Origin of the sequence: Vibrio satsumensis, assembly GCF_050337435.1 — a bacterium.
Taxonomy (GTDB): Bacteria; Pseudomonadota; Gammaproteobacteria; order Enterobacterales; family Vibrionaceae; genus Vibrio; species Vibrio satsumensis.
In genome coordinates this window covers 117,162-143,465 of record NZ_JAKJSX010000009.1, presented here as the reverse complement: position 1 = coordinate 143,465, position 26,304 = coordinate 117,162, and the positions used below count along the sequence as shown (strand labels likewise).

General features: G+C 43.9%; 23 protein-coding genes. 5 read left to right on the top strand and 18 right to left on the bottom strand.

The genetic code is table 11. The annotated features are described in order from the left end of the window. Positions 1 to 215 precede the first annotated feature (215 nt). On the bottom strand, positions 216 to 608 hold the full coding sequence (locus tag L4C44_RS13190; RefSeq protein WP_004733388.1) for a hypothetical protein: 393 nt from the start codon (positions 606 to 608) through the stop codon (positions 216 to 218). A 220-nt stretch (positions 609 to 828) separates the two neighbouring features. Here L4C44_RS13190 and L4C44_RS13185 point away from each other — a divergent pair, with 220 nt between their 5' ends. After that, positions 829 to 1,629, top strand: a complete 801-nt coding sequence (locus tag L4C44_RS13185) for a DUF2982 domain-containing protein (RefSeq protein WP_048669257.1) — start codon at positions 829 to 831, stop codon at positions 1,627 to 1,629. 112 nt (positions 1,630 to 1,741) lie between these two features. On the opposite strand, the gene L4C44_RS13180 is transcribed toward L4C44_RS13185, so the two are convergent. The 15 genes from L4C44_RS13180 to nrfB form a co-directional block, all read right to left on the bottom strand. Continuing rightward, the gene (locus L4C44_RS13180; protein WP_010438163.1) at positions 1,742 to 2,395 is read right to left on the bottom strand and encodes an MBL fold metallo-hydrolase; all 654 of its coding nucleotides are present in this window, start codon (positions 2,393 to 2,395) and stop codon (positions 1,742 to 1,744) included. A gap of 99 nt (positions 2,396 to 2,494) precedes the next feature. Continuing rightward, entirely contained in the window at positions 2,495 to 3,043 is a 549-nt protein-coding gene (mepK, locus tag L4C44_RS13175; RefSeq protein WP_048659567.1) for a peptidoglycan L,D-endopeptidase MepK, read from the bottom strand. Between the two features lie 198 nt (positions 3,044 to 3,241). Then, positions 3,242 to 4,780, bottom strand: a complete 1,539-nt coding sequence (locus tag L4C44_RS13170; protein ID WP_428805194.1) for a L,D-transpeptidase family protein — start codon at positions 4,778 to 4,780, stop codon at positions 3,242 to 3,244. Positions 4,781 to 4,860: 80 nt separating this feature from the next. Further along, positions 4,861 to 5,946, bottom strand: a complete 1,086-nt coding sequence (locus L4C44_RS13165; protein ID WP_428805193.1) for a DUF1513 domain-containing protein — start codon at positions 5,944 to 5,946, stop codon at positions 4,861 to 4,863. Continuing rightward, entirely contained in the window at positions 5,936 to 6,997 is a 1,062-nt protein-coding gene (locus L4C44_RS13160; RefSeq protein ID WP_428805192.1) for an imelysin family protein, read from the bottom strand. Before L4C44_RS13160 ends, L4C44_RS13165 begins: the two co-directional genes overlap by 11 nt. 158 nt (positions 6,998 to 7,155) lie before the next feature. Then, positions 7,156 to 8,544 carry a di-heme oxidoreductase family protein gene (locus tag L4C44_RS13155; protein WP_146489877.1) on the bottom strand — a complete coding sequence of 463 codons (1,389 nt, stop codon included), beginning with the start codon at positions 8,542 to 8,544 and terminating at the stop codon, positions 7,156 to 7,158. Positions 8,545 to 8,654: 110 nt separating this feature from the next. Then, positions 8,655 to 9,914 (bottom strand): imelysin family protein, encoded by a 1,260-nt coding sequence (locus tag L4C44_RS13150; RefSeq protein WP_327783714.1) that lies wholly within the window; start codon positions 9,912 to 9,914, stop codon positions 8,655 to 8,657. A gap of 176 nt (positions 9,915 to 10,090) precedes the next feature. Continuing rightward, the gene (locus L4C44_RS13145; protein ID WP_009848836.1) at positions 10,091 to 10,687 is read right to left on the bottom strand and encodes a GTP cyclohydrolase II; all 597 of its coding nucleotides are present in this window, start codon (positions 10,685 to 10,687) and stop codon (positions 10,091 to 10,093) included. A 248-nt stretch (positions 10,688 to 10,935) separates the two neighbouring features. Then, positions 10,936 to 11,112 carry a hypothetical protein gene (locus L4C44_RS13140; RefSeq protein WP_060982434.1) on the bottom strand — a complete coding sequence of 59 codons (177 nt, stop codon included), beginning with the start codon at positions 11,110 to 11,112 and terminating at the stop codon, positions 10,936 to 10,938. Positions 11,113 to 11,201: 89 nt separating this feature from the next. Beyond that, the gene (nrfF, locus tag L4C44_RS13135; RefSeq protein ID WP_146489875.1) at positions 11,202 to 11,642 is read right to left on the bottom strand and encodes a heme lyase NrfEFG subunit NrfF; all 441 of its coding nucleotides are present in this window, start codon (positions 11,640 to 11,642) and stop codon (positions 11,202 to 11,204) included. Further along, positions 11,636 to 12,193 carry a DsbE family thiol:disulfide interchange protein gene (locus L4C44_RS13130; RefSeq protein ID WP_428805191.1) on the bottom strand — a complete coding sequence of 186 codons (558 nt, stop codon included), beginning with the start codon at positions 12,191 to 12,193 and terminating at the stop codon, positions 11,636 to 11,638. Before L4C44_RS13130 ends, nrfF begins: the two co-directional genes overlap by 7 nt. Then, positions 12,174 to 14,090: a heme lyase CcmF/NrfE family subunit gene (locus L4C44_RS13125; RefSeq protein WP_428805190.1), complete on the bottom strand. Its 1,917-nt coding sequence runs from the start codon at positions 14,088 to 14,090 to the stop codon at positions 12,174 to 12,176. The genes L4C44_RS13130 and L4C44_RS13125 overlap by 20 nt, the downstream gene beginning before the upstream one ends. Before the next feature lie 128 nt (positions 14,091 to 14,218). Beyond that, positions 14,219 to 15,193: a cytochrome c nitrite reductase subunit NrfD gene (nrfD, locus tag L4C44_RS13120; protein WP_061018352.1), complete on the bottom strand. Its 975-nt coding sequence runs from the start codon at positions 15,191 to 15,193 to the stop codon at positions 14,219 to 14,221. 2 nt (positions 15,194 to 15,195) lie between these two features. Beyond that, positions 15,196 to 15,882, bottom strand: a complete 687-nt coding sequence (gene nrfC, locus L4C44_RS13115; RefSeq protein WP_060982429.1) for a cytochrome c nitrite reductase Fe-S protein — start codon at positions 15,880 to 15,882, stop codon at positions 15,196 to 15,198. Between the two features lie 3 nt (positions 15,883 to 15,885). After that, on the bottom strand, positions 15,886 to 16,470 hold the full coding sequence (gene nrfB, locus L4C44_RS13110; RefSeq protein WP_017101427.1) for a cytochrome c nitrite reductase pentaheme subunit: 585 nt from the start codon (positions 16,468 to 16,470) through the stop codon (positions 15,886 to 15,888). Between the two features lie 481 nt (positions 16,471 to 16,951). On the opposite strand from nrfB, the gene nrfA reads away from it, so the two are divergent. Further along, positions 16,952 to 18,382: an ammonia-forming nitrite reductase cytochrome c552 subunit gene (gene nrfA, locus L4C44_RS13105; RefSeq protein WP_179946910.1), complete on the top strand. Its 1,431-nt coding sequence runs from the start codon at positions 16,952 to 16,954 to the stop codon at positions 18,380 to 18,382. 127 nt (positions 18,383 to 18,509) lie between these two features. Beyond that, positions 18,510 to 18,854 carry a rhodanese-like domain-containing protein gene (locus tag L4C44_RS13100; protein ID WP_146489870.1) on the top strand — a complete coding sequence of 115 codons (345 nt, stop codon included), beginning with the start codon at positions 18,510 to 18,512 and terminating at the stop codon, positions 18,852 to 18,854. Between the two features lie 120 nt (positions 18,855 to 18,974). Here L4C44_RS13100 and L4C44_RS13095 read toward each other — a convergent pair whose 3' ends face one another. Then, complete coding sequence (locus L4C44_RS13095) at positions 18,975 to 19,604, bottom strand: TPR domain-containing protein (RefSeq protein WP_428805189.1); 630 nt, start codon at positions 19,602 to 19,604, stop codon at positions 18,975 to 18,977. 172 nt (positions 19,605 to 19,776) lie between these two features. Beyond that, positions 19,777 to 22,437, bottom strand: coding sequence for a DNA topoisomerase (ATP-hydrolyzing) subunit A (gene gyrA / locus L4C44_RS13090; RefSeq protein ID WP_060982425.1), 2,661 nt, complete (start codon positions 22,435 to 22,437; stop codon positions 19,777 to 19,779). A gap of 258 nt (positions 22,438 to 22,695) precedes the next feature. On the opposite strand from gyrA, the gene ubiG reads away from it, so the two are divergent. Together ubiG and nrdA are read left to right on the top strand one after the other, a co-directional pair. Next, positions 22,696 to 23,439 (top strand): bifunctional 2-polyprenyl-6-hydroxyphenol methylase/3-demethylubiquinol 3-O-methyltransferase UbiG, encoded by a 744-nt coding sequence (gene ubiG / locus L4C44_RS13085; RefSeq protein ID WP_186728010.1) that lies wholly within the window; start codon positions 22,696 to 22,698, stop codon positions 23,437 to 23,439. Positions 23,440 to 23,947: 508 nt separating this feature from the next. Beyond that, positions 23,948 to 26,230, top strand: a complete 2,283-nt coding sequence (nrdA, locus tag L4C44_RS13080) for a class 1a ribonucleoside-diphosphate reductase subunit alpha (RefSeq protein WP_146489867.1) — start codon at positions 23,948 to 23,950, stop codon at positions 26,228 to 26,230. Positions 26,231 to 26,304: the final 74 nt, after the last annotated feature.

Here is a 26,304-nt window from a genome sequence, read left to right as displayed (position 1 = left end):
TTGATGCTTATTGATTTAAAACATAGGACACGCGAAAGACAGACTAAAAACGTAAGGGGTCAGCCAATTGGAAATAAGGCTTCTGGGGTTGATTTTAATTTGGGTTTGAATGTGAATATGGGATTAGGATTAGGATTAGGATAATCCGACAAATACAAAAAAGCCTCGAAAATCGAGGCTTAAAAACTTAACGAAGCGAATAGAATCCCAAAGGATTAGATAGCTTTGTAGATAACCTTGTTACCTGCTAGCTGCTCTTTCGCTACTAGGTTTTCTTCAAGAAGTTTTTTCAATGCGCCTGTTGCCCATGAAGCTGCTTTCGCGTCTTCTTGACCAGCTGCTAGGCCGATACCTTTAGGGTTAATGCCTTCAGCATTGCTAACAACGATGTCTAGAACTTGTTGTTGCTTAGGAGTCAGTGCTACTGCAACTTCTTTAGTTGCTGCTACTGCTTTTTCTACCGCTGGTTTTGCTGCTACAGTTTTTTCTGCTACAACTTTCTCTGCGACAGGCTTCGCTTTTTTCGGCGTTGCCACTGCTTTAACTACAGCCGCTTTAGTGCGTTTCTGCAGTTTAGCCTGCACCTTACGCTTATGAGCAAGTCTCATTGAATATTTCTCCAGTTCACTGCTCTTTTCGCAGTGGTGAAAATTTGAAGCGCGATTTATACCAAAAAACAGGAGCTATTTGTAGAGTGAAGCGTCGAAAGTCGACGAAAAATACCGATATTGTCTACTAGCGTCTATTATTTAAACATCGACTTATCAATTCAGGGTCATATACACTGGTTATCCATCCAGACAAAAATATGAAAACTTGGTGTTGCCTATGGACACTCGTCACCTTACTAATTTCTCTTTGCCTTCATTCACTCGCTCGTACCGTATCCTCGCCGTTATTTTAGGCTTCATTTGCTTGATCGTTGCGCTCTACAGTGACAACCCAAAGTTACTGATCGTGGGTGCTTTTTGCAGTATTGCCCTTCTGGGAACCGGCTACTATTTGATGCTGCGCAGCCGAGTGATGTTCACACTCACCCCGACTCATTTTCAGCAGCATTTTTATAAAGGGGGCTGGGTCTTAAAGTGGAACAACATCCAAAAAATTGGGCTTTGCACCTATGAACAAGATGGCTGGCACCAACCTTTGCCTTGGATTGGTATCAAGGTTAAAGATTACTCGCCCTACCTCGATTCGATCTGCCCCAAAATCACCTGTGAGTTATTACTCAGCCAACGAGCACTTTTGTATCTAGGAGCCAAACAAGCGGGTAAAGAGTCAAACTTTGAAGATATGGTTCTCGACTCATCGCATTACCATACGCGCTGCACTGAGAACGGTTGTGTGGAACTGAGCCGATATAAAGAGTTAAAAAATACTGAAGAGGTAAGCTTCAACGATAGCCAAACACAGACGACCTCAGAATCATCTGATGAAACGAACAATCAAAGCACGGTGATTAAAGACTATTCTGGATTACAGGCGATGCTTGCCAACAGGATGAAGTATCAAAGGGGCTTCCACGGTTATGATATTTTCATATCAACTCAAGATTTAAATATGAGTGGAGAAGAGTTTGTTGGACTGGCTCGACGCTACTTGGCTGCTGCTAAACGCCCTTCTGACTAAGGGTTGCCAGTAAATTCGCGCGCAATAAAAAAGCTTAGCTTTCACAACAAAAGCTAAGCTTCATTTTTCAATCAATCGACACGAACAACTGGTCTTTTAATCAAAGGCTTAATTAGTACAGAGGCATTTCATCTGCTACGAACGGGTTTGATGCGCGCTCGCGACCGAATGTCGATTCAGGACCATGACCCGGAACGAATGTTACGTCACTGCCTAGTGGCCAAAGCTTTGTCTTAATTGAAGCGATAAGTGTATTGAAATCACCTTGTGGGAAGTCAGTACGACCAATTGCGCCGTTAAACAATACATCACCCACAAACGCTAGACGTGCTTGCTCGCTGAACAGTACAACATGGCCTGGAGTGTGGCCCGGCGTGTGAATCACGTCGATCACTTGATTACCAAACGTGACTTTGTCACCCTCTTCTAACCAAGTGTTTGGTTCAAAGGCTTTACACAGTGGAAATCCAAACATTTGGCTTTGATTCTCTAGACCTTGAAGCCAGAAGTTATCGGCCTTATGTGGACCAACAATATTCACCTTTAAGATCTCAGCAAGTGGTACCGTACCACCAACATGATCTAAGTGACCGTGCGTCAGTACCAAGTTCACCACTTTAACACCTAGCTCTTCAATGATCGCAGCTAGTTGTTGAACATCACCGCCCGGATCGACAACGATGCCTTCCATTGTCTCATCACACCACACAATTGAGCAGTTTTGAGAGAAAGAGGTAACAGGTACAACTTGATACTTAAGAGACATATACAAACCTTAGAGGGCAAACTGAAATTTGGGCAAACTATGACATTGGATGTCTACTTTGACAAGTACCTAGCATTCGCTCGCAAACTCAACCTAACTCTACCAGCTACGTACTGGGCCAGTATCGATATGGATAAAGTTGCTACGTGCATAATAACCAACACCACCGGCATTCAGGCTTTTGGCTACGTCTCTTAGCTCTTTCAGATCGACACCATCGATACGAAAATCGATCGCTTTACCAAGCATGTGATAACTCTTCTTCGCCACGCCACTCGACTTTGAGCGCAATGCTTCATTGGTCGCTGGAGAACGGTAACCAGAGATGATCTGGACTTCTTTTTGAATACCTAACACGTTTTGAATCTGAGTGATCTGATCAAACAGGTTTTTATCCATTGGATGAATTTCATTGCGGCGGAAATCGCGACATAGCTTGCTAAGGCGTGCCATCTCGTCACCAACATAGTTAGTACCATCGAAATAACAGGTCTCTAATCTTTCACCGGTGTGAAGGTTATTCATGCTAATCGTTCTTGGTTGATCCGGGTATGAAGCAAAAGCGATAGAAGGTGTAATTGAGGCGATAACAGCGGTACCACCAGCGTAAGTCAGAAACTGACGGCGAGAAAATAAACTTTGAGACATACAGCAAAAAAACCAATTAGATCGAACGAAAAATGCACGATACATAATGGAAATTGCTGCGTCAACGTACTAAAAGCGCTCAAAAGGTTAGTATTTGTAACCTTTACGCGGTTAGTTATTGATCCACATTATAATTTTATCAATAGAAGCTTAGTTGTCATTTTTTAGTCAAGATCACCTTTATTGAACACATTTTAATCAACCACCCTCTTTATCATATTGGTAGATATCGCCACGGTACTGTATGCCCCCTTCTTCAAACAACACGGTTTGATAGATGATATGCACAGGAATTCGCTTTTTGAGGCGAACCTTAGTGTTCGGAGCAAGGTCATCATTTTGGTTCGGTACTTTCCTTACCTTAGTGGCAAACAATAACTCAGCAAGTTCTTCTGCATGTTCGACACGTATACAACCTGAGCTATAAGCACGGAAGTCATCATTAAACAGACCTTTACTTGGTGTATCGTGCAGATAAATCGCTCTTTTGTTAGGTGTGTTGAACTTGTACAAACCTAATGCATTACTCGAACCCGCCTGTTGACGCATTCGATATGGGAATGAATTGAAATTGATGGTCTGCCAATCTATCTCGGTGGTATCGACCGTTTCCATGGTACGCCAGCCATCAATGACTTGGAAGTTGTGTGTCTCTAAATAGCTTTCGTCCGCTTTTACTTTGGGCAGGATATCTTTGACCATGATTTTCCATGGCACATTCCAAGTCGGGTTTAGAATGACAGAATCGAGGTTTATCTCTAAAAGCGGGGTTTTTCGCGATTTTCTTCCCACGACGACCTTAGACTCAAATACCTCTTCGCCGTCTTCCCAATACTTCATATCAAAGCTAGGCACGTTGACTACTATAAGAGAGTCTCTATTCCTTGGCCACAAGCGAACACGCTCTGCATTCAAAGCCAAAGAGCTCAATCGATCATCGAAGCTCATGTTGATCCACTTGATCGTGTCTGGCCCAATAATCCCATCCGCTGTTAGGCCGTGCATGCGCTGGAAGGACTGAATCGCCGCTTGCAGATCTCGATCAAACACAGGGAAATCGACAGCAATCATAGAAGTATCCACGCCGACCAACGCAATGCGCTCAACAAGAACCGTTTTGTCTGAAAGCTTATCCCCCAAGCGTTTTAAGCCTTTCTGTCTGTACCGCTCAATATCGAGTTCAGACGCGGTTTCTAACACGGAATAGGTTGCTTTGAATTGGTCAAAATCCCCTACTGGCGGTGCGTAAGACAACACCATCTCCAATAAGTAATCATTGGCGACACTGCTTTTTAGTCTCATCAAAATATGGGGGGACGGTGGAGGTAATTTGGAATGCAGCTTACCTGAGAAATACCACTCCTTACCGGCAAATGGTGCGTTTTCAACATAGCTTAAATAGTAGATAAAGGTGTCGGTGAGTAAGATGTCCAACTCTTGCCATTGTGCATGGGATTGATAGTGACGGATTTGCTTGAGTTGTCGTTCAAAGAGTGGTGCCATTTGTGCTTGTTCGAGCAACGACAATTGAAATTCGAATGCCTTAACAAGTTCAGGCGAATCCCAAAGAATAGGGAGAGATGAGTCTTGATAAATGCTCTGGGTTAGTTCGGGATAAATCAGCATGAAAGATAGCTCTGAATCAGCCGGAAAGAAACGACCTTCATCAGAACTCGTATAGCTCCATGTGTGCACAGAAACTAAAACTAATAACCCACAGAAGTATTTCGCGAACATGCTTAACTCCATCACCAACCATCCCATAAGTATGGCAAAGAAATGGGAGTAAGCATGTTATTTTTAAGAGGCTTTATGAATCAGATTGAGCTCCAATGGTTATCCCATTGGATCGATGATTGCTGAGTTGATTTCTCATAAGGCTTGCGCTGACTAACCACACTTCCCGCCCCAGAGCTTAATCGAAACTCTCCATCAAGTAACACGGCACCAGAGGCATCAGATAGCGCAGAAAGCTCAACTAACTCTTTGGTTTGTTTAGACCAAATACCGTAGCAATTCCCTCTTGGCGAGGTCGCGATAATCCAATCATCTGAGGCTGCAATACTCGCAATATAATGATTGAACCTTGCCCATTGCTCCGGCTCCGCATTCAGTGATTCAAACTGCCCACCTTTGATGTGCATCGCCAAAAGTGAAGGATATTCATCCGGTTCGCCGCGATATTGCTGGCCACAAAGTACAGTCTCTGCCCCATCATGCGCTAAGTGTCGAATGCTTAACTTCTTATCCAACAATTCAACCTGATCAAGCAGCTCACCTTGCGATGAAACATAGCTCAAACTAGGCTGCATGGAATCCAAGTTTTTCGGTGTTCTGCCATCAGTATGAACACCACCAACGCCGATAGCAAGATTACCATCAGGCATGATAATCACCTCGTGAGGGCCAATACCAAAACCGGTGAATTCTTCGACCTTACGATACCCTTGTGCGACATCGTAGACGCCAATCACGCCTTGACTGGTGTCGGTTTTCCCTTCAGTGGCATACAATAGTGTGCCGTCTAATGAGTAAACGCCATGACCATAGAAGTGGCGGTTGTTACCTTTCACCACCATTTTGATCTGCTGACCGTTTTTGTAGTCAAACACCATAAAATAGTCACCAGGACGACGGGCAAAAACCACCGCATGTGATAAGGTTGGGCAGATTGCGACGCCATGGCCACGCTCAGGGATAGGTAGCTGGCTCAGTGGCATGCCATACTCATCAGCCACAACCGCGGAATACTGGCCTCGACCATTAAGCGCACAACCAATCAACTGAGGTTTATTCGATGCGTTTTCACCTGAACGGCTAGCACATCCGAACGGCAGCACAGGCACAGCAGCACACCCAAGTGCTGCTTTCAGTAAGGTTCTTCGTGTAGTATCAGTCACCATCGGTAGCATTAAATCCTATTACCACGCCAAGCTCTATCGCCACTTCTTCATGAATCAGGTACTTCAAACGTTCTAGTTTGTTGTATTGAGTCAGCACCTCGCGGTAGCCCTCTTTGCTCTGCAATAACTCAAACAAGCTTGAGTCTGTAGGCCAAGTATCTAGCGTCAATGTGAACTGGTCAGCAACGCGATCAGCTAGGTCGTTTAAGCCCTTCTCTCTCAACAAGCCGTCTAGGCCATTGCCACCGGCAAGGTACAAATTCTGAAGTGCTGCTACATTGGCTTTTAGTTGAGTCATCGAGGTTTGTGCACGCCATGATTCTGAGAAGTAAGGACGCGGATGACCAATTTTCGCCATCGGGCGACTCAGCTTTTTCATGCTGTAATCAAGTTGGTTGGTCAATAAAGCGATGTATTCAGACTCCCAGCGAGTCTCGTCTAGCGCTAACCAAGGGTTAACCTGCCATGCCTCAGCAATAGAGGCCGATTTCATTGCCAAGTTTTGTGCGATCGCTTGTGAATATAGACAACCAGACGCTTTGTCTTGCAGTAATGGAGATTGCTCGTCGTACAGAGACCACTCCAACGCACCTAGCCCTTGAACGGTCACACTCTGCTGCGCGATTTCGTCTTGAGTCCAAGCTTTGTTCTGCTGAGTTAACTGACGCATCTTAAGACCCGTCGTGTTCTTTTTGTCTGGCCAGAATTGAACATTCCAGCTCTCTTCAAGCGCTGCTGTTGGGCCTCTTTCTTGGCCTTGTAGTGCCATCCAGCTGTTCATTGTGATCTGCCATTGAGCTTTCAAAGCGTCTAACTCAACCTTATCCGTTTCACAGTAACCTTGCATCAGAGCTTCTAATTCGCTCGATTGCTTCGCGAATAGCACCGCAGAATCAAACTCTTGTCGATAAACACTGCGACTAATATGGGCTGTAGTGTCTGCTTGATAAGACACACCGTTAACCTCAGATGAAGCGGCTTGCTCACCCGATGATTGGCAGCCTGCCATAATTAATGCCGACAAAGGCATTAACAAAAATTTATGTGTCATGCTGTTACCTTACTTCCTAATTTTTCTTTTAATTATATGAGTTCATTAAATACGAAACGACCGCTGGCCTCGTATTGCTACAAGTTCAGCGGTGCTAAGTGGTTTAATAGCGGCTTTCTTAAGTCATTAGCCGTTAACTAAACTGAATTCAACTCAGCTTATAACGAGTTTAAGAACGCCAATAGTGCTTCACGCTCGCTGCTACTAAGTTCTAAAACGTTTTGTTTCGCCATTTCTGCTTCACCGCCATGCCAAAGCACAGCTTCCATAACATTTCTCGCACGACCGTCATGAAGTAAGAAGGTGTGACCATTCACTTCTTTGGTATAGCCTAATCCCCACAATGGCGTGGTGCGCCATTCTTGGCCATTCGCAAGATACTCAGGACGGTTATCCGCTAAGCCTTCACCCATATCGTGCAGCAACATATCGGTATATGGGCTAATTAACTGCTTAGACAATGCAGGCAAACCTTCACGCTCTGCCGTGCGGAATTCAGCTTGGTGACAACTTTGGCAACCAATATCTTTAAACAGTTTTTTACCTTGAACAACCGCAGGCTTATCAACGTTACGACGAATTGGAACCGCCAAATGCTGCGAATAGAACTCAACAAAATCTAGGATGTTATCGCTGACTTCAGGTTCACCACCATTTGGAAAATCATCACAGGTTGATTGAGCTGATGTGCAGTTTTCGTTCGGGAACAAGCTGCTTGTTAAGCCCAAATCGCCGTTAAATGCTGCAGCATTTTGTTGCATTAGGTTTGGCTGTCCGGCTTTCCAACCAAATCGACCCAACGCCATTTCGTTGGTTTGAACATCAAGAACATAATTGGCTTTGCCTGTTACGCCTTGGCTGTCCGCAGCTTGTTGCTTCGCGAAGCCAAGAATCGTTTCTTGTGGGATGCTCTCAAGCAGACCTAGGCCGATCATTGGTGGCGCAACACGAGCCGAAAATTCTGTTTTAGGGTGCATTTCACCAAACGCGAGTTCAGTGATTTTTAATGTTGGTTTACGTAGAGTAACAACCGTGCCGTCTTTGAATTCAACAGGAACATCGGTGTAGCTGATGTTCACTTTACCCTCTGGTTTCACACCTTGAAGCGCGAAATCTTGTAGCTGCCCACCGTAAGTCGGTTCTGGAATGCCACCATCGCGAATAAAGGCTTGTCTCTGCTCTGGTGTTTCAGCAGGAATACTCAAGCGAACCAGCATGGATACCGCGTTCTCATCGCCTTTTTCTGGCGCGTGGCCACGACCATCTTTGATGTGACAGTTTTGACAACCGTTGGTGTTGAACAATGGGCCCAATCCATCACGTGCATCGGTTGATGATGGTGCAGGAACCCAAGGGTTTCTAAAGAAGCTGTTACCTACGCTGAAATCTAAGCGTTTGCTCATTGGTAGGTTGGCAGCAGGAAGAGAAAAAGCGTTTGCTCCCTCTTTCTTCACGGTTGTTTTGCCACCTGAGTAGGTTTCATGGGCATGTAATGGAGCTAAGAAAAACAGTGCGGTTAATAGTGAGGCTGAGAGATACGACTTCATACATTGCCTTGCTGTGTTTTTGATTTTAGTTTTTATGTGGGAGTCACTTTCATGAGTAACAAACAATTAAGGGCTCAATGAGAGCCCTTTATGATTTTCGTCTCGGGTTCTTAGAACTCGTGATCAGCCGTGTCTGGGTTAAGGCTATCAATGCCAATCACACCAGCAGCACGCTCAATCGCAGCCGTTTGAGACACTAGCGCAACAATTGTTTTGTTTACTAGTGCGTTACCCGAAGCGTTGTCAGCAGCAATTAGCTGATCGAAATGCTGGTTGTTTTTCTCTGCAGAAACAACAAGCTGGCCAACTTGTGCACGTGCTAAGTCAAACTGCTTTTGGATCTCTTTCGCAGCTTGCTCATCTTTTTGCTCTACTAGGTCAAACAGGCTAGGACCTGAAAGCAGAGTACCGTCTTCACGCTTGTATAGACCCGTATAAACGTTGTAGATACCTTGCTCGTTGTAGTAGTGAGAGTTGTGCGTGTTATCAGAGAAGCAATCGTGCTCATCTTCAGTAGAGTTAGCTTCTAAAGCCACTTTCATACGCTCACCAGCAAGCTCACCAAGAGACAGTGAACCCATGCCGAATAACATTTTACGTAGGCCGTTTTCGCTAGATTCAGAAAGCAGTTCTTGACGGTAGTTACCTTTCTCGCCTTCAGCCCACTGCTTTTCCATCCACTCTAGGTCTTGGATAAGTAGCTCAGCAGATGCTTTTAGATATGCGCCACGACGGTCACAGTTGCCGTTAGTACACTCAGCACCAACAACGAAATCAGTGTAAGCACGCTCACCTGCACCGCTGTTTGTGCCGTTTAAATCTTGGCCCCAAAGTAGGAATTCAATTGCGTGGTAGCCAGACGCTACGTTCGCTTCAGAACCGCCGATCTCGTTCAAGTCAGCGATTAGCTCTGGAGTAATGTTAGTTGCATCAACAGTAGTCTGACCAATTTGGAAAGTCTTGTTAGCCACGATGTTTGCGCTAGCACCTTCGTTACCAAGCTCATATTGGTAATCAGAAGATACGTAGTCAATCAGGCCTTCATCTAGTGGCCATGCGTTCAGTTGGCCTTCCCAATCATCAACAACAGCGTTGCCGAAGCGGAATACTTCTGACTGTTGGTAAGGTACGCGAGACTCAAGCCAAGCTTGTTTTACTTGTTCGAAGTTGCCAGCAGAAGGAGAAGCTAAGAAGGTATCAATAGAAGAGTTCAACGCTTTTGCTGTAATTACTGAATCTGCAAACACGGCATGAGCAATATCTGCATAGTGTTCTACAACTTGATCTTGAGTTACTGCTGCAAAAGAAGAAGCAGAGGCAAAAATGAGTGACGAAGTTACTGCTTTTGTCACTAAAGATTTAATGGTCATGAAGCATCCTTGTTGAGCTTTAAATTATTATTCGTAGTAATAGTGCAAACCATTATCATTTGCACTACGGATTTGAATAATACAAACTTACAATTTTATTGCAAGATAAATACAAAAAAACCTCACATATGTGAGGTCTTTAAACATTTTTATGTTAAGCGCAACAAGCAAGCGAATCAGATATCTAGGTTATGCTTACCGTGTGAAACTTTCGCCTTCAGATAGCTTTCATTACCCGATTTGATATGAGCAGAGGTGTTCACCACTTCTTCAATCTCAATACCAAAAGATTTAAGTTCATTGATTTTCTTAGGATTGTTGGTCACCAAACGGATTTTTGTGGTACCTAAAGCGCGTAACATTTCCGCTGCTTCAGTAAAATCACGTAAGTCATCACCAAAGCCTAAGTGGTTGTTGGCTTCGTAAGTGTTCATACCTTCGCTTTGCAGACGGTATGCATCGATTTTGTTGTATAAACCAATACCACGGCCTTCTTGGCGTAAGTAAAGAATCACGCCGCCCGTCTCACCCATAATTCTAATGGTTTCGTCTAGTTGCTCGCCACAGTCACAGCGAGAAGAATGGAAAACATCTCCAGTAAGGCACTCAGAGTGCATACGAACTAGAGGTATGTCTTGTGTCTTATCTGCTGATTTAAATATCACAGCAACATGCTCTTTGTCTGTTTTCAATCCATGAAAAGACAGAAGTTCAGCATCAATACTGCTTGTTACCCCTACTTTGAAATCTATTCTGGCACGCACTTCCGCCATAGCTATACTCACTTGAAAATTCGATGTGTTTAACGACACTACATTATATGTCTAGGCAATATTTTGTAGCTAACTATCTAATGATAGACACTATGAGGCTGTTAACAATTTTTTTCAAGGTCGACTACGCACAAATTGTTATATTATAACAATAATTTTTCAGGTAACAAAAAACCCCACATTGGGATGACCAACATGGGGTTATAAATTAATCAGTTGCGGCTAAGACTACACTTTTTACAGAACGTTCAACTTACTTGAGTTTGCTTCCAGATGACAAGTTGAACCCAAGCGTTTTCTAATTCAGCTAACTCTTCTTGAGTGAGCGTAGAAATGCTCGATTTCGCACTGTATTTTTCTGCCCATTTGTCAGAACGGACATGAGTATGGAACTCTTTCTTTAAATTTGAGATTACGTTATCCACAGATACATCCTTATATAACAGTGCTTAGCCTTTATAATCCTTTAATGTTACAAAATACAGGTCAATTGGTAAACAGTAATACATAATTTTTATGAGCGCTTTCTAACACTTTTTACTGATAAATATATAAATAAGAGAAATAATAGGCTCGGAAGTAGCCAAAGTAATAAGTTTGAAACACTCATTGCCGGTTTATAGAGCACAAATTCACCGAACCTTTCTGTCATATATTGAGTAATTTCATTATTACTCTGACCTGCTTTCACCATATTGAATACAACGAGGCGCAAGTCTTTTGCTATCGGAGAGTTCGACTCAACCAGATTTTGGTTCTGGCATTGCGGACAACGTAGCGTTTTTGCCAATGTAATAGCGCGCTGCTGCTGTTCTGGGTTTTCAAACTCAAAGAGTTCAACTTGAATACTCGTATCCTTATTACTGGCTGTAAACAAGTCTTCCGCCAAAGTCGGAAAACTAACAAACATAAGCGTAGACAGCATAACGAGTGTTTGTATTAAAGACTTCACCATAGATTCACACCATCAAAATACATCGCAAGTTCTTCTTGCCATACAGGTTCATTGACCACGCCCAGTAACTTCTTAATGATTTGGCCATCAGCGTCGACCAGATACGTTTCAGGGGTGCCAATTACGCCCAACTCTAACGCTAGCTTACCTTGAGGATCACTGATCACCGTTGAATACGGATTGCCGTCGTTCGATAGCACATTAATTGCTGCCGCAGAGTTATCTCGATAATTGAGCCCAACAATTGGAATGCCTTTGTCATGAAGTTTGAGCAAAAAAGCATGTTCGGTTTTGCAGATACCGCACCACGACGCCCATACATTTACTAGTTGATAAGGATGCTGAGTAACATCAGTCAACGTAATTTTCTGTTTGCTACTGATGCCTTCGCTATTGGCTAACGCAGTAGACACGAATTCTGGAAATGCCCTCTTCTGCTCCGACACAGTCGTGGATTGCTGCTTATTATTGAGTGCAAAGGCAAACCCCAACACCATCACTAATGCCAAGACAATTAACGTGATGAGCTTGTTACGAACGCTGGTATGCATACTGTGACGCCTTAACGGTTTTCTTTTTACGATGAGTTAATGAGAGTAAAGCGCCGAGAATGGAGAGCAACCCACCAAACCAAATCCATCGTGCATACGCCTTGTACTGAACACGGAATGCATAGCCTGTTGAGTCTACTTTCTCTCCCATGGTGATATAAACATCGCCATGCCAGAACCACTTCATTGCGGGCTCACTCATGTTCATGACTCGAACTTGGTAGTGTCTTCTTTCCGGCGAAATAGGAAAGCTCAGCTCGCCAGACTCTAGGTTGAGTATCGCCTTCTCTGCGGTAAAATTTGAAGCGACATACAGCTCAGTATCACGATGAGCAAGCGTCCAATCCATGAACTCGACTTCCGCTCCTGGGCTTAACTTATAACTGCGCTCAGACGAGTGGTAGCTATTCATGGCAGCACCTACCGCTAATACCGCAACCCCGACATGGGCAAAGGTCATCACCCAGACTTTGCGTTGGAACTTGGAACTGTGCGTTACTGCCAAGCCATAAACGTGAGTAAGTAAAACCCAAAATGCGAGTGACCATGTCATCAGAGCCATCACTTGAATCTTGTCTACTTGCAAAACGTAACAGGCGGACCCGAGACAAATAGATGCTAGAGCTATCAACATAATAACGCCTTTCGACGCTTGAGGCTTAATACTCAACAAAGGGGCTAAGCCTACGACGGCCAACGCAAGCAACGCCAAAGGTGCAATCAATAGATTAAAGTAAGGCGCACCTACCGATATGTTACCCAGTCCAAGCAGTTCAAATACCATTGGATAAAATGTGCCGAAAACGACCACGGCTGTTGCGAGAACAAAAATGAGTACCGCGACTAAACTCAAAAAGCTCTTACTGGCGAAGCTGGTAATAGGGCTTGATTCAAAAGACTCCCCTCTAACGATAAGCAGAGAAAATGAGCTCACCAGTACCAAAACCAATATAAGCAGCAGTGCGATACCTTTGGTTGGGTCAACAGCAAAAGCGTGTACCGATGTAAGTACGCCAGAACGAACAATAAAGGTGCCTAAGATACTCAAACAAAACGTAATAAAAGCAAGACTGAGAGACCATTTCAGTAGTTGCTGTTTGCCCTTTGCAACGCCTAGGCTGTGCAGCAAAGCGGTCGAAGTAAGCCACGGCAACAAGCTGGCATTTTCAACAGGATCCCAGAACCACCAGCCGCCCCAACCTAATTCGTAATAAGCCCACCACGAACCAAGAATGATCCCTGCGGTTAAAAAGATCCAAGCAACCAAACACCAACTGCGACAATGGGCAACCCAATCAAACTCAATTGGATCTACCAGTAAGGCTGCAACGGCAAACGCCAACACCACAGAAAAGCCGACATAGCCAAGATAAAGTAATGGAGGGTGAAAAATCAGACCGACATCTTGCAGCATTGGGTTAAGGTCACGCCCTTCTAGCGGCAAAATCGAATTCATTTCAAATGGGTTTGATGCGAATAAGGTGAACCAAGCAAATATCGCGAGCAGTAGATTCATTACCCACAACACACGGCTTTGATATTCATTCGAATAGTGTTTTTGTAAGGCGATCACGCCAGACCAGACGCTGATCGTCAGCACCCAAAATAACAAGGAACCTTCATGGCCAGCCCATACGGCTGCGAGCTTAAAAAATGAGGGTAATTGAGTATTTGAATGCTCAGCGACATAGAGAATAGAGAAGTCATCACTGACAAAAGCATAGCCAAGCAATGCGACAGAAGTGAGAGAAAGCAATGCACTTGAAAGAGAGAAACTGCGGATTAAACTTATATTTTGCGTCCGTTTGTTTAGCATTTGATAAAACGAATGCACACCAATAATGCTACTGAGTACAGCAACCAACACTAAACTAAACAGCCCCAAAGAACCGACCATATCACCTCAATAAGGCTCCGCTAGAGCAGAGCCGATCTGAACACGCATCTCATGTTTACTAAAAACATGTTCATTAATAAGCAGATGTTTATTATCCGACATCTGCTCACTAATAAACTTGCGCGAAATTAAGCTATCGTTAACTGCCCTGCATAAAGGACAAAAGTTCGCAGCATTAATACACCCATTAGGCTTAGCGAAGTCACAGAAAAAATATACACCGAGCTATGGCGGATTGAGGTTGGTGTCACTGCATTGAGCAACAACGGTAAAACCATGCCGACACCGATGACGCCGTACCAGAACCAACTCGCCCAGAAACCACTGCCAATTGCGTTCCATACTGCTTGCTCACTTTGACCACCAGCGAAGATAAGCCCAGTAAAGAAAGTAATAAGAACAAACAACTCAAACATCACGACCGGACGTTCGAATCCGTGAATCCATGAAATACTCGGGCTATGAGGTGATTCTTTAAAGACCAACACACCAAATAAAATACACGCCGCCGCTCCTGAAGATAAGCTCGAGAATAAGAACAAAATCGGCAACACTGGGTTATTCAATAGTGGGAAGGTATTCAAAGCTGACAACAAGAATCCGGTATAAGCGGCAAGCATCAGAGCAAGAACAGCTAAGAAGATTTCCAAAGCATTTTCAAACACTTCTAACTTGCCAATCCAGTTACCTACGAAATCGAGTCGCCCTTTTAACCATGCTTGGTCGTTTAAGAATGTGACTATTTGATCTCGAAAGATAATGCCTATCCAAAGGAACAAGATCACCATATATACTTGAAATAAAATCACACCCATCGACATCACAGACGTTGGATTATAGAAGATCATGATCTTCCAAAATGATAACGGTTTTGTCAGGTGGAAGACCAAGATCAACAGACCTGAAATGATCCCAAATGGCGCAAGAAAAGCCGTGGCCTTTAGCACACCATTATGAGCAGGATCACCTTCAATGACCTTACGTTTTAGGTAAATGGAGATCATTACGGCACCTGCCGACATCCCCGCGAGAAATAGATAGATAGCTATAATCCAGTCCCATACCACGGTACCAGACTGAAAAGCTGTGTCCCATGCACTCATAATCAAATCTCCCCTTTTTGGTGTGGCACTTTGTAGAGTTTTGGCTGAGTGCCTAGATAAGCTTTATCCCTGTAAACCACCTCAGATTTAAGCACCTGGTTTATCTCACTCTTAGGGTCATTTAGATCGCCAAATACTAGTGCCTTGGTCGGGCAAGATTCGACACAAGCAGGCAACTTCCCTTGTGCAAGATTGGTATCACGACAGAAGTTACATTTATCAGCCGATTTGTTCTCTGGGTGGAAGAAACGCACTTGATACGGGCACGCTAACAAACAGTAACCACAACCGACACACTTCTCTTTATGCACATCAACAATGCCAGTTTTTTCATCTTTATAGGCCGCGCCTGTTGGGCATACCATCACGCAAGGCGCGTTATCACAATGTTGGCAAGAGTTACGAGTAAAACGGTAATCAACATTCGGATATTCGCCTTGAGGCTCGCTCTTAATAATTTCTAAGCGTGATACACCTTCAGGTACTTTGTTCACTTCGCGGCACGCTTCTGTACAAGCAGTACAACCAATACAAGCGGTCTCGTCATGAATCATTCCATAACGCTTGGCACCATCTTCTTGAACATTAGCCAATGTTTTACGACTTGTTACTGCCGCCGTTCCTGCAACACCAGTGGTGAAGATAACGGCACCAGCGCCTGCTAAAAAGTTTCTTCTTGAGCAGCTCATAGATTACTCCTCTTCTTTCTTCTGGTTGAAGTCTGAATGGCAATCCACACACAGCTTGATGGTTTGCTTTTTATCTAAGCCCAACACCTTTGCTTCAGTCGCATGAACATCATGGCAGTTTGAACACGTTAAGTTTTGCGCGTGAACATCGTGGGTCCAACTCGCTTCGCGCAGATCATCCGGTTTGTGACAATCTATACATTGGCTATTGGCATCTAAAATTAAGCTAGGGTCTAGGAATACCTTTTCGGTTCCCGGTTGTGATTGAGCCGCGCGATACTTCACCACTTCAGGCGCACCTTCACGGTGATCGGGGCTAATAGAACTATGACAGTCGGTACAATTTACTTCACGACCAAGTAAAGCGTGTGCACTTTCACCATGTGAACCCAATACCGTTTCTTTTGAATCTTTATGGCATTGAACACACTTGTAGTCTTTGTCACGTATTAATTCGACTTCATGTCTTGTTGACTCTCCTACTGGCGTAACAGCAGGCTCAGCAACAGCATGAATGGAATAACCATAGAGGCAGAATGCTAGAAGGGATTTAAGCATTATGACTATGGCCAATTTAATATTGCCCATTTTATCCTTTCCTTATACCGGCATTATTTAACTCTCAACTAAATAATATTCCGGTTAAACAAAAGTACCCTTAAACGATATTATTATCGTTTAAATGATATCAATTCTTATTTTGGATAAGCCACAACGCTTTCTACAGTTAGAATATACCTCTAATTGGGTAATACGAAATTTGAATGGGTTAATCTGTGAAGACAATCACCCTATTTATATCATAGCCAATTCAGGTAATTGCTTGTTATATATGATAATAATTCTCAATTAATCTCTAAAAAATGTAACCACCAATACCACTTTAGGGTTATATAAACTTCAACGTGATTGAAATCACTACCATTAATTGATCTAAAACAAGCAATACTCAACACGTAACAAAATGTGTTTGTTTATGAATTAATATAAACAGGAATTCTCCAGTTCTTAATTTGAATAGCAAACTCACAACGCTTGGTATAAAAATCAGTATATTGGAGATATCACTGTGAAAAAGCATTGGATACGTAATTCGGTCACAGCACTATTAATGGTTAGCGCATCACTAGCAAGCGCGACCAGTTTTGCTGCGTCTGAACAAAAAGAAATTGGCGATCCTCGTAACGACCAGTTCGAGCAAAACCACCCAGATCAATATCATTCATGGAGACAGACTTCAGAAAGCGAAGCCATTGAAGATGCACTAAAAGAAGATCCAAATATGGTCATCCTATGGGCTGGCTATGGGTTTGCAAAAGATTACAACAAAGCCCGTGGGCACTTTTATGCCCTTGATGATGTACGACAAACACTTCGTACAGGTGGCCCAACTGACGAAAACTCTGGTCCAATGCCAATGGCATGTTGGAGCTGTAAGAGCCCTGATGTAGCACGTGTTATCGAAGAGCGTGGCGAAGATGGTTACTTCGAAGGTAAATGGGCGCGTCTTGGTAGTGAAATCACTAACCCTATTGGCTGTGCCGACTGTCATGACACACAAAGTGAAGGCTTTAAAAACGGTGAGCCTGCGCTGAAAGTGACTCGTCCTTATGTAGAACGTGCGTTCGAAGCGATTGGTAAAAAGTTTGAAGACCAAGGTCGTTTAGATCAACAAGCTTCCGTTTGTGCTCAATGTCACGTGGAATACTACTTCACAGGGCCAACAAAAGGCGTGAAGTTCCCTTGGGATAAAGGGACTCGTGTTGAACAAATGGAAGAGTATTACGATGACATTGGCTTTAAAGATTGGACGCACAAAGTATCTAAAGCTCCAATGCTAAAAGCACAGCACCCTGGCTATGAAACATGGCGTGAAGGTATTCACGGCAAAAACAAAGTGGCTTGTGTTGATTGTCATATGCCGAAAGTGACCAAAGAAGACGGCACCGTTTATACCGACCATAAAGTGGGTAACCCATTCGACCGCTTCGAAGATACGTGTGCAAACTGTCATACTCAGTCTAAAGAAACTATGCGTAACATCGTTTCAAGCCGTAAAGCGCAAGTGCTAAACATGAAGCTGACCGCTGAGAAACAAATCGTTGCCGCTCACTTTGAAGCCGGCGCGGCATGGGAAGCAGGTGCGACAGAGCAAGAGATGGAGCCTATCCTACTGGATATCCGTCACGCTCAATGGCGTTGGGACTACGCCATTGCGTCTCACGGCGTTCATATGCATGCACCTGAAATCGCTCTAGAAGTGCTAGGTACTGCCGTTGACCGCGCAGCAGATGCTCGTACCAAGATTGTTCGTCTACTGGCGAAGAAAGGCATCACTGATCCAATCGAGATTCCAGACATCTCGACAAAAGAAGCGGCTCAAAAAGCGCTTGGAATGGACATGGATAAGATGAATGCTGAGAAACAACACTTCTTAGACACGGTTGTTCCTAAGTGGGAAGAGCAAGCTGAAAAACGTGAAGCCAACTACGAATACTAGTTTCTTCAATTAGACCATTACGTAAAAACCAGTCACACTAATATTGTGTGGCTGGTTTTTTTAGATTTTGGGGCAATACACATCCATATCTCCTCCCCGATCCACTCGCCAATTCAAGGAATAAACAATGAAGACCTTACTTTCACTTTCAGCATTATGTATCGCACTACTCAGTTCAGGTGTTCACGCCTCTGAGCGTGCTGAGACAGGGTGGGAATTAATAGAGAAAGGCGCATTATTGGTTGATGTCAGAACACCTGCAGAGTTCAAACAGGAGCATCTGGACAACGCCATCAACTACCCTCTTTCTGAAGTCGCTACTCACTTCGCTAAGATAGATAAAGACCAACCGATCGTTTTGTATTGCCGCAGTGGTAACCGTTCAGGACAAGCCTATCAATTCTTACGAGCTCAAGGGTTTACTCAAATCCATAACGCTGGTGGGTTAATCGAAATGCAAGAAAGCCAATAACTTGAGAGATTAATGGCTTTAGAGGCTAATCGCTTCAAAGGTAAGTCGTTTCAAAAGCAAATCGCTTCAAAGACAAATAGCTTCAAAAGCTAATCAGGAAGAACAGCCTATTAACCAAGCCTAGCGGATCATCTGTTTGGCTTGGTTGATCGAATGAATAATCGAAACACGATCAATCCCTTTTTGATTGGAATCGAGGATTTGAGTCCAGGCATCAATCGCTTGTTGATAGCGCATGCTGATGAAGTGATCGGTCGCAATCAGCATCAATGCCGTACGATCGTTGGGATCAAGCTGTATTGAGTGATCCAACAACGCATTCACGTCATCGCTCATCGCTTGGGAGCTAAGATAGTAAAGTGCGGTTGCTTTGGCAGCATAAAGGCCCGATGGTGCTTGAGGATCTAATCGAATCGCGTAGTCATAACAAGTATACGCTGCATCAAACTCCCCTTTCTGCATATACACACCACCAAGCTTAAACCACAAGTCAGATTGATTCGGGTCTTGTTTGAGGCTTTGTTGAAGCTCACCTTCGAAATCTGTTGCCGTGTAACTATTGCTCTCATCTAAAGGAAGTTGAGGTGTCTCCTGTTTCAGTTGAGACCAAACAAGCACACTCAGAGCCACTGCAGTAAGGGAAATCACCACATTGCCTTTTAGATGACTGCCATTGTTGCTCGCGGCAATAACGACCACGATCAAAAACAGGCCCATTAGTACTAACGCAACCAACAACCAGATGTCCATTCCACACTCCTTTATCAACCCTTTAAGTTTACCACTTTCCCAGTCAGGCAATATTGATCGAGACTTAGCTATTAGGATTTACGCGATCAGAATAAACGAGCAGACAATAAAAAACCGAGCACTTAGGCTCGGTTTTTTCAATGGTAAGCTTAATTACTTAACGTAATCGAGATTACTCAGTATCTTGCTCGTTATCACTTTCAGAGTCAGAAGCATCTGATGCTTGCTCTTCACTTGATTCAGAAACTTCAGTGTTGATAGTTTCAGCATTTGCTTCTTCAGCTTCGCCTTCTACAATCTCAGCTTCTTCTACTTCGTCGATACGTTGTAGACCTACAACATTCTCGTCATCAGCAGTACGAATCAGTGTTACACCTTGAGTGTTACGACCAACTTGGCTTACTTCCGCTACGCGAGTACGTACTAGTGTACCTGCGTCGGTGATCATCATCATCTCATCGCCTTCTTCAACTTGAACAGCACCAACAACTGGGCCATTACGTTCAGAGACTTTGATAGATACTACACCTTGCGTTGCACGGCCTTTCGTTGGGTATTCTGCTAGCTCAGTACGTTTACCGTAACCGTTTTGAGTCACAGTTAGAATATCGCCTTCGTTAGAAGGAACAATCAGTGAAACCACTTGATCGTCTTCTGGAAGCTTCATACCACGAACACCAGAGGCAGTACGGCCCATTGCACGTACTTTGTCCTCGTTAAAGCGAACAACTTTGCCCGATTTAGAGAACAGCATGATGTCGCTATCACCGTTAGTGATATCAACGCCAATCAGTGAATCGTCGTCACGTAGGTTAACTGCGATTAGGCCGTTAGCACGTACGTTTGCGAATTGATCCAGTGATGTCTTCTTAACTGTACCGTCACCCGTAGCCATGAAGATGAATTTCTCGTTAGAGAATTCAGAAACAGGCAGGATAGCCGTAATACGTTCACCTTCTTCTAGAGGAAGAATGTTAACGATAGGCTTACCACGAGCAGTACGACTTGCTAATGGTAGTTGGTAAACTTTCAGACGGTATGTCTTACCACGAGTAGAGAAACATAGGATGTTATCGTGAGTATTAGCAACAAGCAGACGCTCAATGTAATCCTCATCTTTCATCTTAGTTGCACTCTTACCTTTACCACCACGACGTTGAGATTCGTAGTCGCTTAGGATTTGGTACTTAACGTAACCTGCGTTAGAAAGCGTTACTACAACGTCTTCTTGAGCAATCAGCTCTTCCATGTCGATGTCATGAACTGCCGCTGTGATTTCTGTACGACGCTCGTCGCCATAGATTTCACGTACCGCTTCAAGTTCTTCACGGATAACTTCCATCAAACGCTCAGTGCTTGCAAGAATGTGCATTAGCTCAGCGATTTCTTCTAGAAGTGCTTTGTACTCGTCTAGAATCTTCTCATGCTCAAGGCCTGTTAGGCGGTGAAGACGAAGTTCTAGAATAGCTTGTGCTTGCGTTTCCGTTAGGAAATATTGGCCATCACGGATACCGTATTGGTCTTCCAACCAATCAGGACGAGCTGCATCAGTACCAGCGCGCTCAAGCATTGAAGCAACGTTACCAAGATCCCAACCGCGTGCAACTAGGCCAGCTTTTGCTTCAGCTGGTGTTGGAGCGTTACGGATAAGCTCAATGATTTCGTCGATGTTAGCAAGAGCTAGAGACAACGCTTCAAGGATGTGTGCACGATCGCGCGCTTTCTTCAGTTCGAAGATAGTACGACGTGTAACAACTTCGCGACGGTGGTCTACGAAGCACTTAAGCATGTCTTTGATGTTGAACAACTGTGGTTGACCGTTATTCAACGCAACCATGTTGATACCGAAAGTCGTTTGCAGTTGAGTTTGAGCGTATAGGTTGTTTAGAACCACTTCGCCTACTGCATCACGCTTACATTCAATAACAATACGCATACCATCTTTATCAGATTCGTCACGCAGTGCACTGATGCCTTCTACTTTCTTATCTTTAACCAGTTCAGCAATCTTCTCGATCAAACGAGCTTTGTTTACTTGGTAAGGGATCTCAGTAACGATAATGGTTTCTTTACCATTCTTCTCTACTTCGATATCCGCTTTTGAACGCATGTAAACCTTACCGCGGCCAGTCTTATAAGCATCAACGATGCCTTTACGACCACTGATAAGTGCTGCTGTTGGGAAGTCAGGACCAGGAATGTAGTCCATTAGCTCATCAATAGTGATCTCTTCATTATTGATGTAAGCCAAACAGCCATCAACAACTTCACCAAGGTTATGTGGTGGAATGTTGGTAGCCATACCTACTGCGATACCAGAAGCACCGTTTACCAATAGGTTAGGAATTTTTGTAGGAAGTACTGCTGGAATTTGTTCTGTACCATCGTAGTTCGGTACGTAATCCACAGTTTCCTTATCAAGGTCAGCCAGTAGCTCGTGCGCAATTTTCGCCATACGAACTTCGGTATAACGCATTGCAGCCGCGGAGTCGCCATCGATAGAACCAAAGTTACCTTGGCCATCAACTAGCATGTAACGCAGCGAGAACGGTTGAGCCATACGAACAATTGTATCGTATACAGCGCTATCACCATGCGGGTGATATTTACCGATTACATCGCCTACTACACGAGCAGACTTTTTATATGGTTTGTTCCAATCATTACCTAGTACATTCATCGCGAACAAAACGCGGCGGTGTACTGGTTTTAGGCCATCACGCACATCTGGAAGGGCACGACCAACGATGACGGACATCGCGTAGTCTAGGTATGAACCTCTAAGCTCATCTTCAATATTTACGGGCGTGATCTCTTTCGCTAGATCGCTCATAGAGCCATTTTCCCTCTATAGTCAGATCGTATTTTTGAATACGTATAAGACCGAAAAATATAACACAAATTTACCTACGGAGGCATCACTTTCCCTCTCCTTTTACCATCTTGTGACCCTTGTAGCCAATCAATTGATGAGAAATTGCACCTCCGCATCATATCTTGCTGAAACATGGTCACTTTACATCCAATAAACTAGCAAAATTGTAGATCTTCTGGTCAGCGCGAAAAGGCAAGTTATAATGCCTGCAATTTCATGGATGCATTATTTAACTTGGAAATGCCGATTATGACTAAATCACAGAACGTAGACCCAGCAGAAATCAAGAAATTCGAAGACATGGCGTCACGCTGGTGGGATCTAGAAGGCGAATTTAAGCCGCTACATCAAATCAACCCACTGCGCCTAAACTACGTGTTAGAGAAGACTGAAGGCCTGTTTGGCAAGAAAGTCCTCGATGTTGGCTGCGGCGGCGGTATTTTAGCGGAAAGCATGGCTGTTGAAGGTGCAGTCGTGACTGGTCTAGACATGGGTAAAGAGCCGCTTGAAGTAGCACGCCTTCATGCACTGGAAACTGGCACAAAGCTCGATTACATCCAGAGCACTATCGAAGATCACGCAGAGCAGAACCCACACACTTACGATGTGGTAACGTGCATGGAAATGCTTGAACACGTTCCTGACCCACAATCTGTTATCACTGCCTGTTCGAAATTAGTGAAACCGGGCGGCCATGTATTCTTCTCTACATTGAACCGTAATTTCAAATCTTACTTGTTTGCGATTGTCGGTGCAGAGAAGCTATTGAAGATTGTTCCAGAAGGCACTCATGAGCACGAGAAGTTCATTCGCCCTGCTGAACTTATCAAGATGGTTGATAACACTCCGCTGCAAGAGTTAGGGATTACGGGACTGCACTATAACCCTCTTACGGACACTTACCGTTTAGGCCAAAAAGTCGATGTGAACTACATCGTTCACACACAAAACTTTGGCTAAAAAATATCGGTAGGTCTACCGTAAAACCTTTTGTAAAAAAGACGAATGAAAAGAGTTGCAATTACCATAACTTTGCGACTTTTTTCAGTCTAAATTTCGTGCGCCAGCTTCCATTTTGACCACCTCGATTTAAATTTAATCGCCCAAAATCCATCGCCCATTTTGCTCAAAGATCAAGGGATTTTTTTTTATTGGCGAGCAAAATTAAAGCATCATCAAAAGCCGACTTTTATACAATCAAGTCACATCTAACCTCATCAGTTAGTGGTCACTTACAGTTTTTTTTCAATCCACCACTTATCCACAAGCAACCCCATTTCTTTACCTTGAAAAATATCAGTTGTAGCACTATCTTGTAACCCAACAAACAAATGACCCCTATATGTTGTGTTTGAACTACAATATATGGGTAGACCAAGATCACAAAGCCGAAACGTAATTTACAAAAATTACACAGAAATACACAAAAACACGGCCTTGTTCAGTTTTGTTAGGGAAATTAAGCAGAATGAACCAACAACTTACTGTTACCAAGCGTAACGGGCGCAAAGAAACGATCGATCTAGAGAAGATCCATCGCGTGATTACATGGGCAGCTGAAGGCTTGCACAATGTTTCTGTATCACAAGTAGAATTGAAAGCTCACATTCAGTTTTACGATGGCATCACCACTACTGACATTCATGAAACTATCATCAAGTCAGCAGCGGATTTAATCTCTGAAGAGACTCCTGATTACCAATATCTAGCAGCACGTCTGTCTGTATTCCACCTACGTAAAAAAGCGTACGGCGAATACGAGCCGCCAGCACTATATGACCACGTTGCAAAACTGGTTGATATGGGTAAATACGATAGCCACCTTATGGAAGACTACACGAAAGCTGAATTCGAAGAGCTTGACGAGTACATCGACCACAAACGTGACTTAGACTTCTCTTACGCAGCGGTTAAGCAGCTCGAAGGTAAATACTTCGTTCAAAACCGTGTAACGAAAGAAATCTACGAGAGTGCTCAGTTCCTTTACATTTTAGTTGCTGCGTGTTTATTCGCTAAATACCCGAAATCGACTCGTCTTGACTACATCAAACGTTTTTACGACGCATCGTCTACGTTTAAGATTTCTCTACCTACACCGATCATGTCTGGTGTACGTACGCCTACTCGTCAATTCAGTTCTTGTGTACTGATCGAGTGTGGTGACAGCCTTGATTCAATCAACGCAACAGCAAGCTCAATTGTTCGTTACGTATCTCAACGTGCTGGTATTGGTATCAACGCAGGTCGTATCCGTGCGCTTGGTTCTGAAATCCGTAATGGTGAGGCGTTCCACACTGGCTGTATCCCTTTCTACAAATACTTCCAAACAGCAGTAAAATGTTGTTCTCAAGGTGGTGTTCGTGGTGGCGCAGCAACAGTGTTCTACCCATTGTGGCACGGTGAAGTTCAGTCTCTATTAGTACTGAAAAACAACCGCGGTGTTGAAGAGAACCGTGTTCGTCACATGGATTACGGCGTACAGCTGAACAAGCTTATGTACTCTCGCCTAGTTCAAGGTGGCAACATCAGCCTGTTCTCACCTTCTGACGTACCTGGCCTTTACGATGCGTTCTTCGAAAACCAAGACCGTTTTGAAGAGCTATACGTTAAGTACGAAAACGATCCTTCAGTGAAGCGTGAAACAGTAAAAGCGGTTGAGCTTTTCTCTCTGCTAATGCAAGAGCGTGCTTCTACTGGTCGTATCTACATTCAGAACGTTGACCACTGTAATACACACAGCCCATTTGATTCTGAAGTAGCCCCTGTTCGTCAATCGAACCTATGTCTAGAAATCGCGCTTCCTACTAAGCCACTTTCTAACGTAGAAGATGACGAAGGCGAAATCGCACTATGTACACTTTCAGCGTTCAACCTTGGCGCAATCAATGAACTAGACGACTTAGCTGAGCTTTCTGAGCTGGTTGTTCGTGCTCTAGATGCACTTCTTGATTACCAAGACTACCCGCTTCCAGCAGCATACAAGTCGACAATGAACCGTCGTACTTTAGGTGTGGGTGTAATCAACTACGCATACTACCTAGCGAAGAATGGTGTTAAGTACTCTGATGGCAGCGCGAATGGCCTGACTCACCGTACTTTTGAAGCTATTCAATATCACTTGCTAAAAGCGTCTGTTGAACTAGCGAAAGAGCAAGGTCGTTGCCCATCTTTCCACGAGACCAACTACGCGAAAGGCCTACTGCCAATCGATACTTACAAAAAAGATATCGACTTAGTATGTGAAGAGCCACTGCACTACGATTGGGATACTCTACGTGAAGAGATCATGGAGCACGGTCTGCGTAACTCTACGCTAACTGCGCTGATGCCTTCTGAGACATCGTCTCAAATCTCGAATGCGACTAACGGTATCGAGCCACCACGTGGTTACGTATCAGTGAAAGCATCGAAAGACGGCATCCTTAAGCAAGTTGTTCCAGATTTCCTAAATCTTAAAGAGAACTACGAGCTACTTTGGAACATTGGTTCTAACGACGGTTACTTACACCTAGTGGGTATCATGCAAAAATTCGTTGACCAAGCTATCTCTGCAAACACTAACTATGATCCAAGTGTTTACGACAGCGGTAAAGTACCAATGAAGAAGCTGCTTCAAGACCTACTAACAGCGTACAAGTACGGTGTTAAGACGCTTTACTACCATAACACTCGTGATGGTGCTAAAGACGACCAAGGCGATGCAGTTCAAGTGCCGGAAGAAGATTGTGAAGGCGGCGGTTGTAAGATCTAAACCGCAATAAACATTAAGACCCCAGAGAAGAGTTATCTTCTCTGGGTTTAAAGCATTAACAGGGTCCGTTTTAT

Coding starts and splice junctions, on each gene's coding strand:
- L4C44_RS13190 (WP_004733388.1), bottom strand. CDS start 608: ATGAGACTTGCTCATAAGCGTAAGGTGCAGGCTAAACTGCAGAAACGC.
- L4C44_RS13185 (WP_048669257.1), top strand. CDS start 829: ATGGACACTCGTCACCTTACTAATTTCTCTTTGCCTTCATTCACTCGC.
- L4C44_RS13180 (WP_010438163.1), bottom strand. CDS start 2,395: ATGTCTCTTAAGTATCAAGTTGTACCTGTTACCTCTTTCTCTCAAAAC.
- mepK (WP_048659567.1), bottom strand. CDS start 3,043: ATGTCTCAAAGTTTATTTTCTCGCCGTCAGTTTCTGACTTACGCTGGT.
- L4C44_RS13170 (WP_428805194.1), bottom strand. CDS start 4,780: ATGTTCGCGAAATACTTCTGTGGGTTATTAGTTTTAGTTTCTGTGCAC.
- L4C44_RS13165 (WP_428805193.1), bottom strand. CDS start 5,946: ATGGTGACTGATACTACACGAAGAACCTTACTGAAAGCAGCACTTGGG.
- L4C44_RS13160 (WP_428805192.1), bottom strand. CDS start 6,997: ATGACACATAAATTTTTGTTAATGCCTTTGTCGGCATTAATTATGGCA.
- L4C44_RS13155 (WP_146489877.1), bottom strand. CDS start 8,544: ATGAAGTCGTATCTCTCAGCCTCACTATTAACCGCACTGTTTTTCTTA.
- L4C44_RS13150 (WP_327783714.1), bottom strand. CDS start 9,914: ATGACCATTAAATCTTTAGTGACAAAAGCAGTAACTTCGTCACTCATT.
- L4C44_RS13145 (WP_009848836.1), bottom strand. CDS start 10,687: ATGGCGGAAGTGCGTGCCAGAATAGATTTCAAAGTAGGGGTAACAAGC.
- nrfF (WP_146489875.1), bottom strand. CDS start 11,642: ATGGTGAAGTCTTTAATACAAACACTCGTTATGCTGTCTACGCTTATG.
- L4C44_RS13130 (WP_428805191.1), bottom strand. CDS start 12,193: ATGCATACCAGCGTTCGTAACAAGCTCATCACGTTAATTGTCTTGGCA.
- L4C44_RS13125 (WP_428805190.1), bottom strand. CDS start 14,090: ATGGTCGGTTCTTTGGGGCTGTTTAGTTTAGTGTTGGTTGCTGTACTC.
- nrfD (WP_061018352.1), bottom strand. CDS start 15,193: ATGAGTGCATGGGACACAGCTTTTCAGTCTGGTACCGTGGTATGGGAC.
- nrfC (WP_060982429.1), bottom strand. CDS start 15,882: ATGAGCTGCTCAAGAAGAAACTTTTTAGCAGGCGCTGGTGCCGTTATC.
- nrfB (WP_017101427.1), bottom strand. CDS start 16,470: ATGGGCAATATTAAATTGGCCATAGTCATAATGCTTAAATCCCTTCTA.
- L4C44_RS13100 (WP_146489870.1), top strand. CDS start 18,510: ATGAAGACCTTACTTTCACTTTCAGCATTATGTATCGCACTACTCAGT.
- L4C44_RS13095 (WP_428805189.1), bottom strand. CDS start 19,604: ATGGACATCTGGTTGTTGGTTGCGTTAGTACTAATGGGCCTGTTTTTG.
- gyrA (WP_060982425.1), bottom strand. CDS start 22,437: ATGAGCGATCTAGCGAAAGAGATCACGCCCGTAAATATTGAAGATGAG.
- ubiG (WP_186728010.1), top strand. CDS start 22,696: ATGGATGCATTATTTAACTTGGAAATGCCGATTATGACTAAATCACAG.
- nrdA (WP_146489867.1), top strand. CDS start 23,948: ATGAACCAACAACTTACTGTTACCAAGCGTAACGGGCGCAAAGAAACG.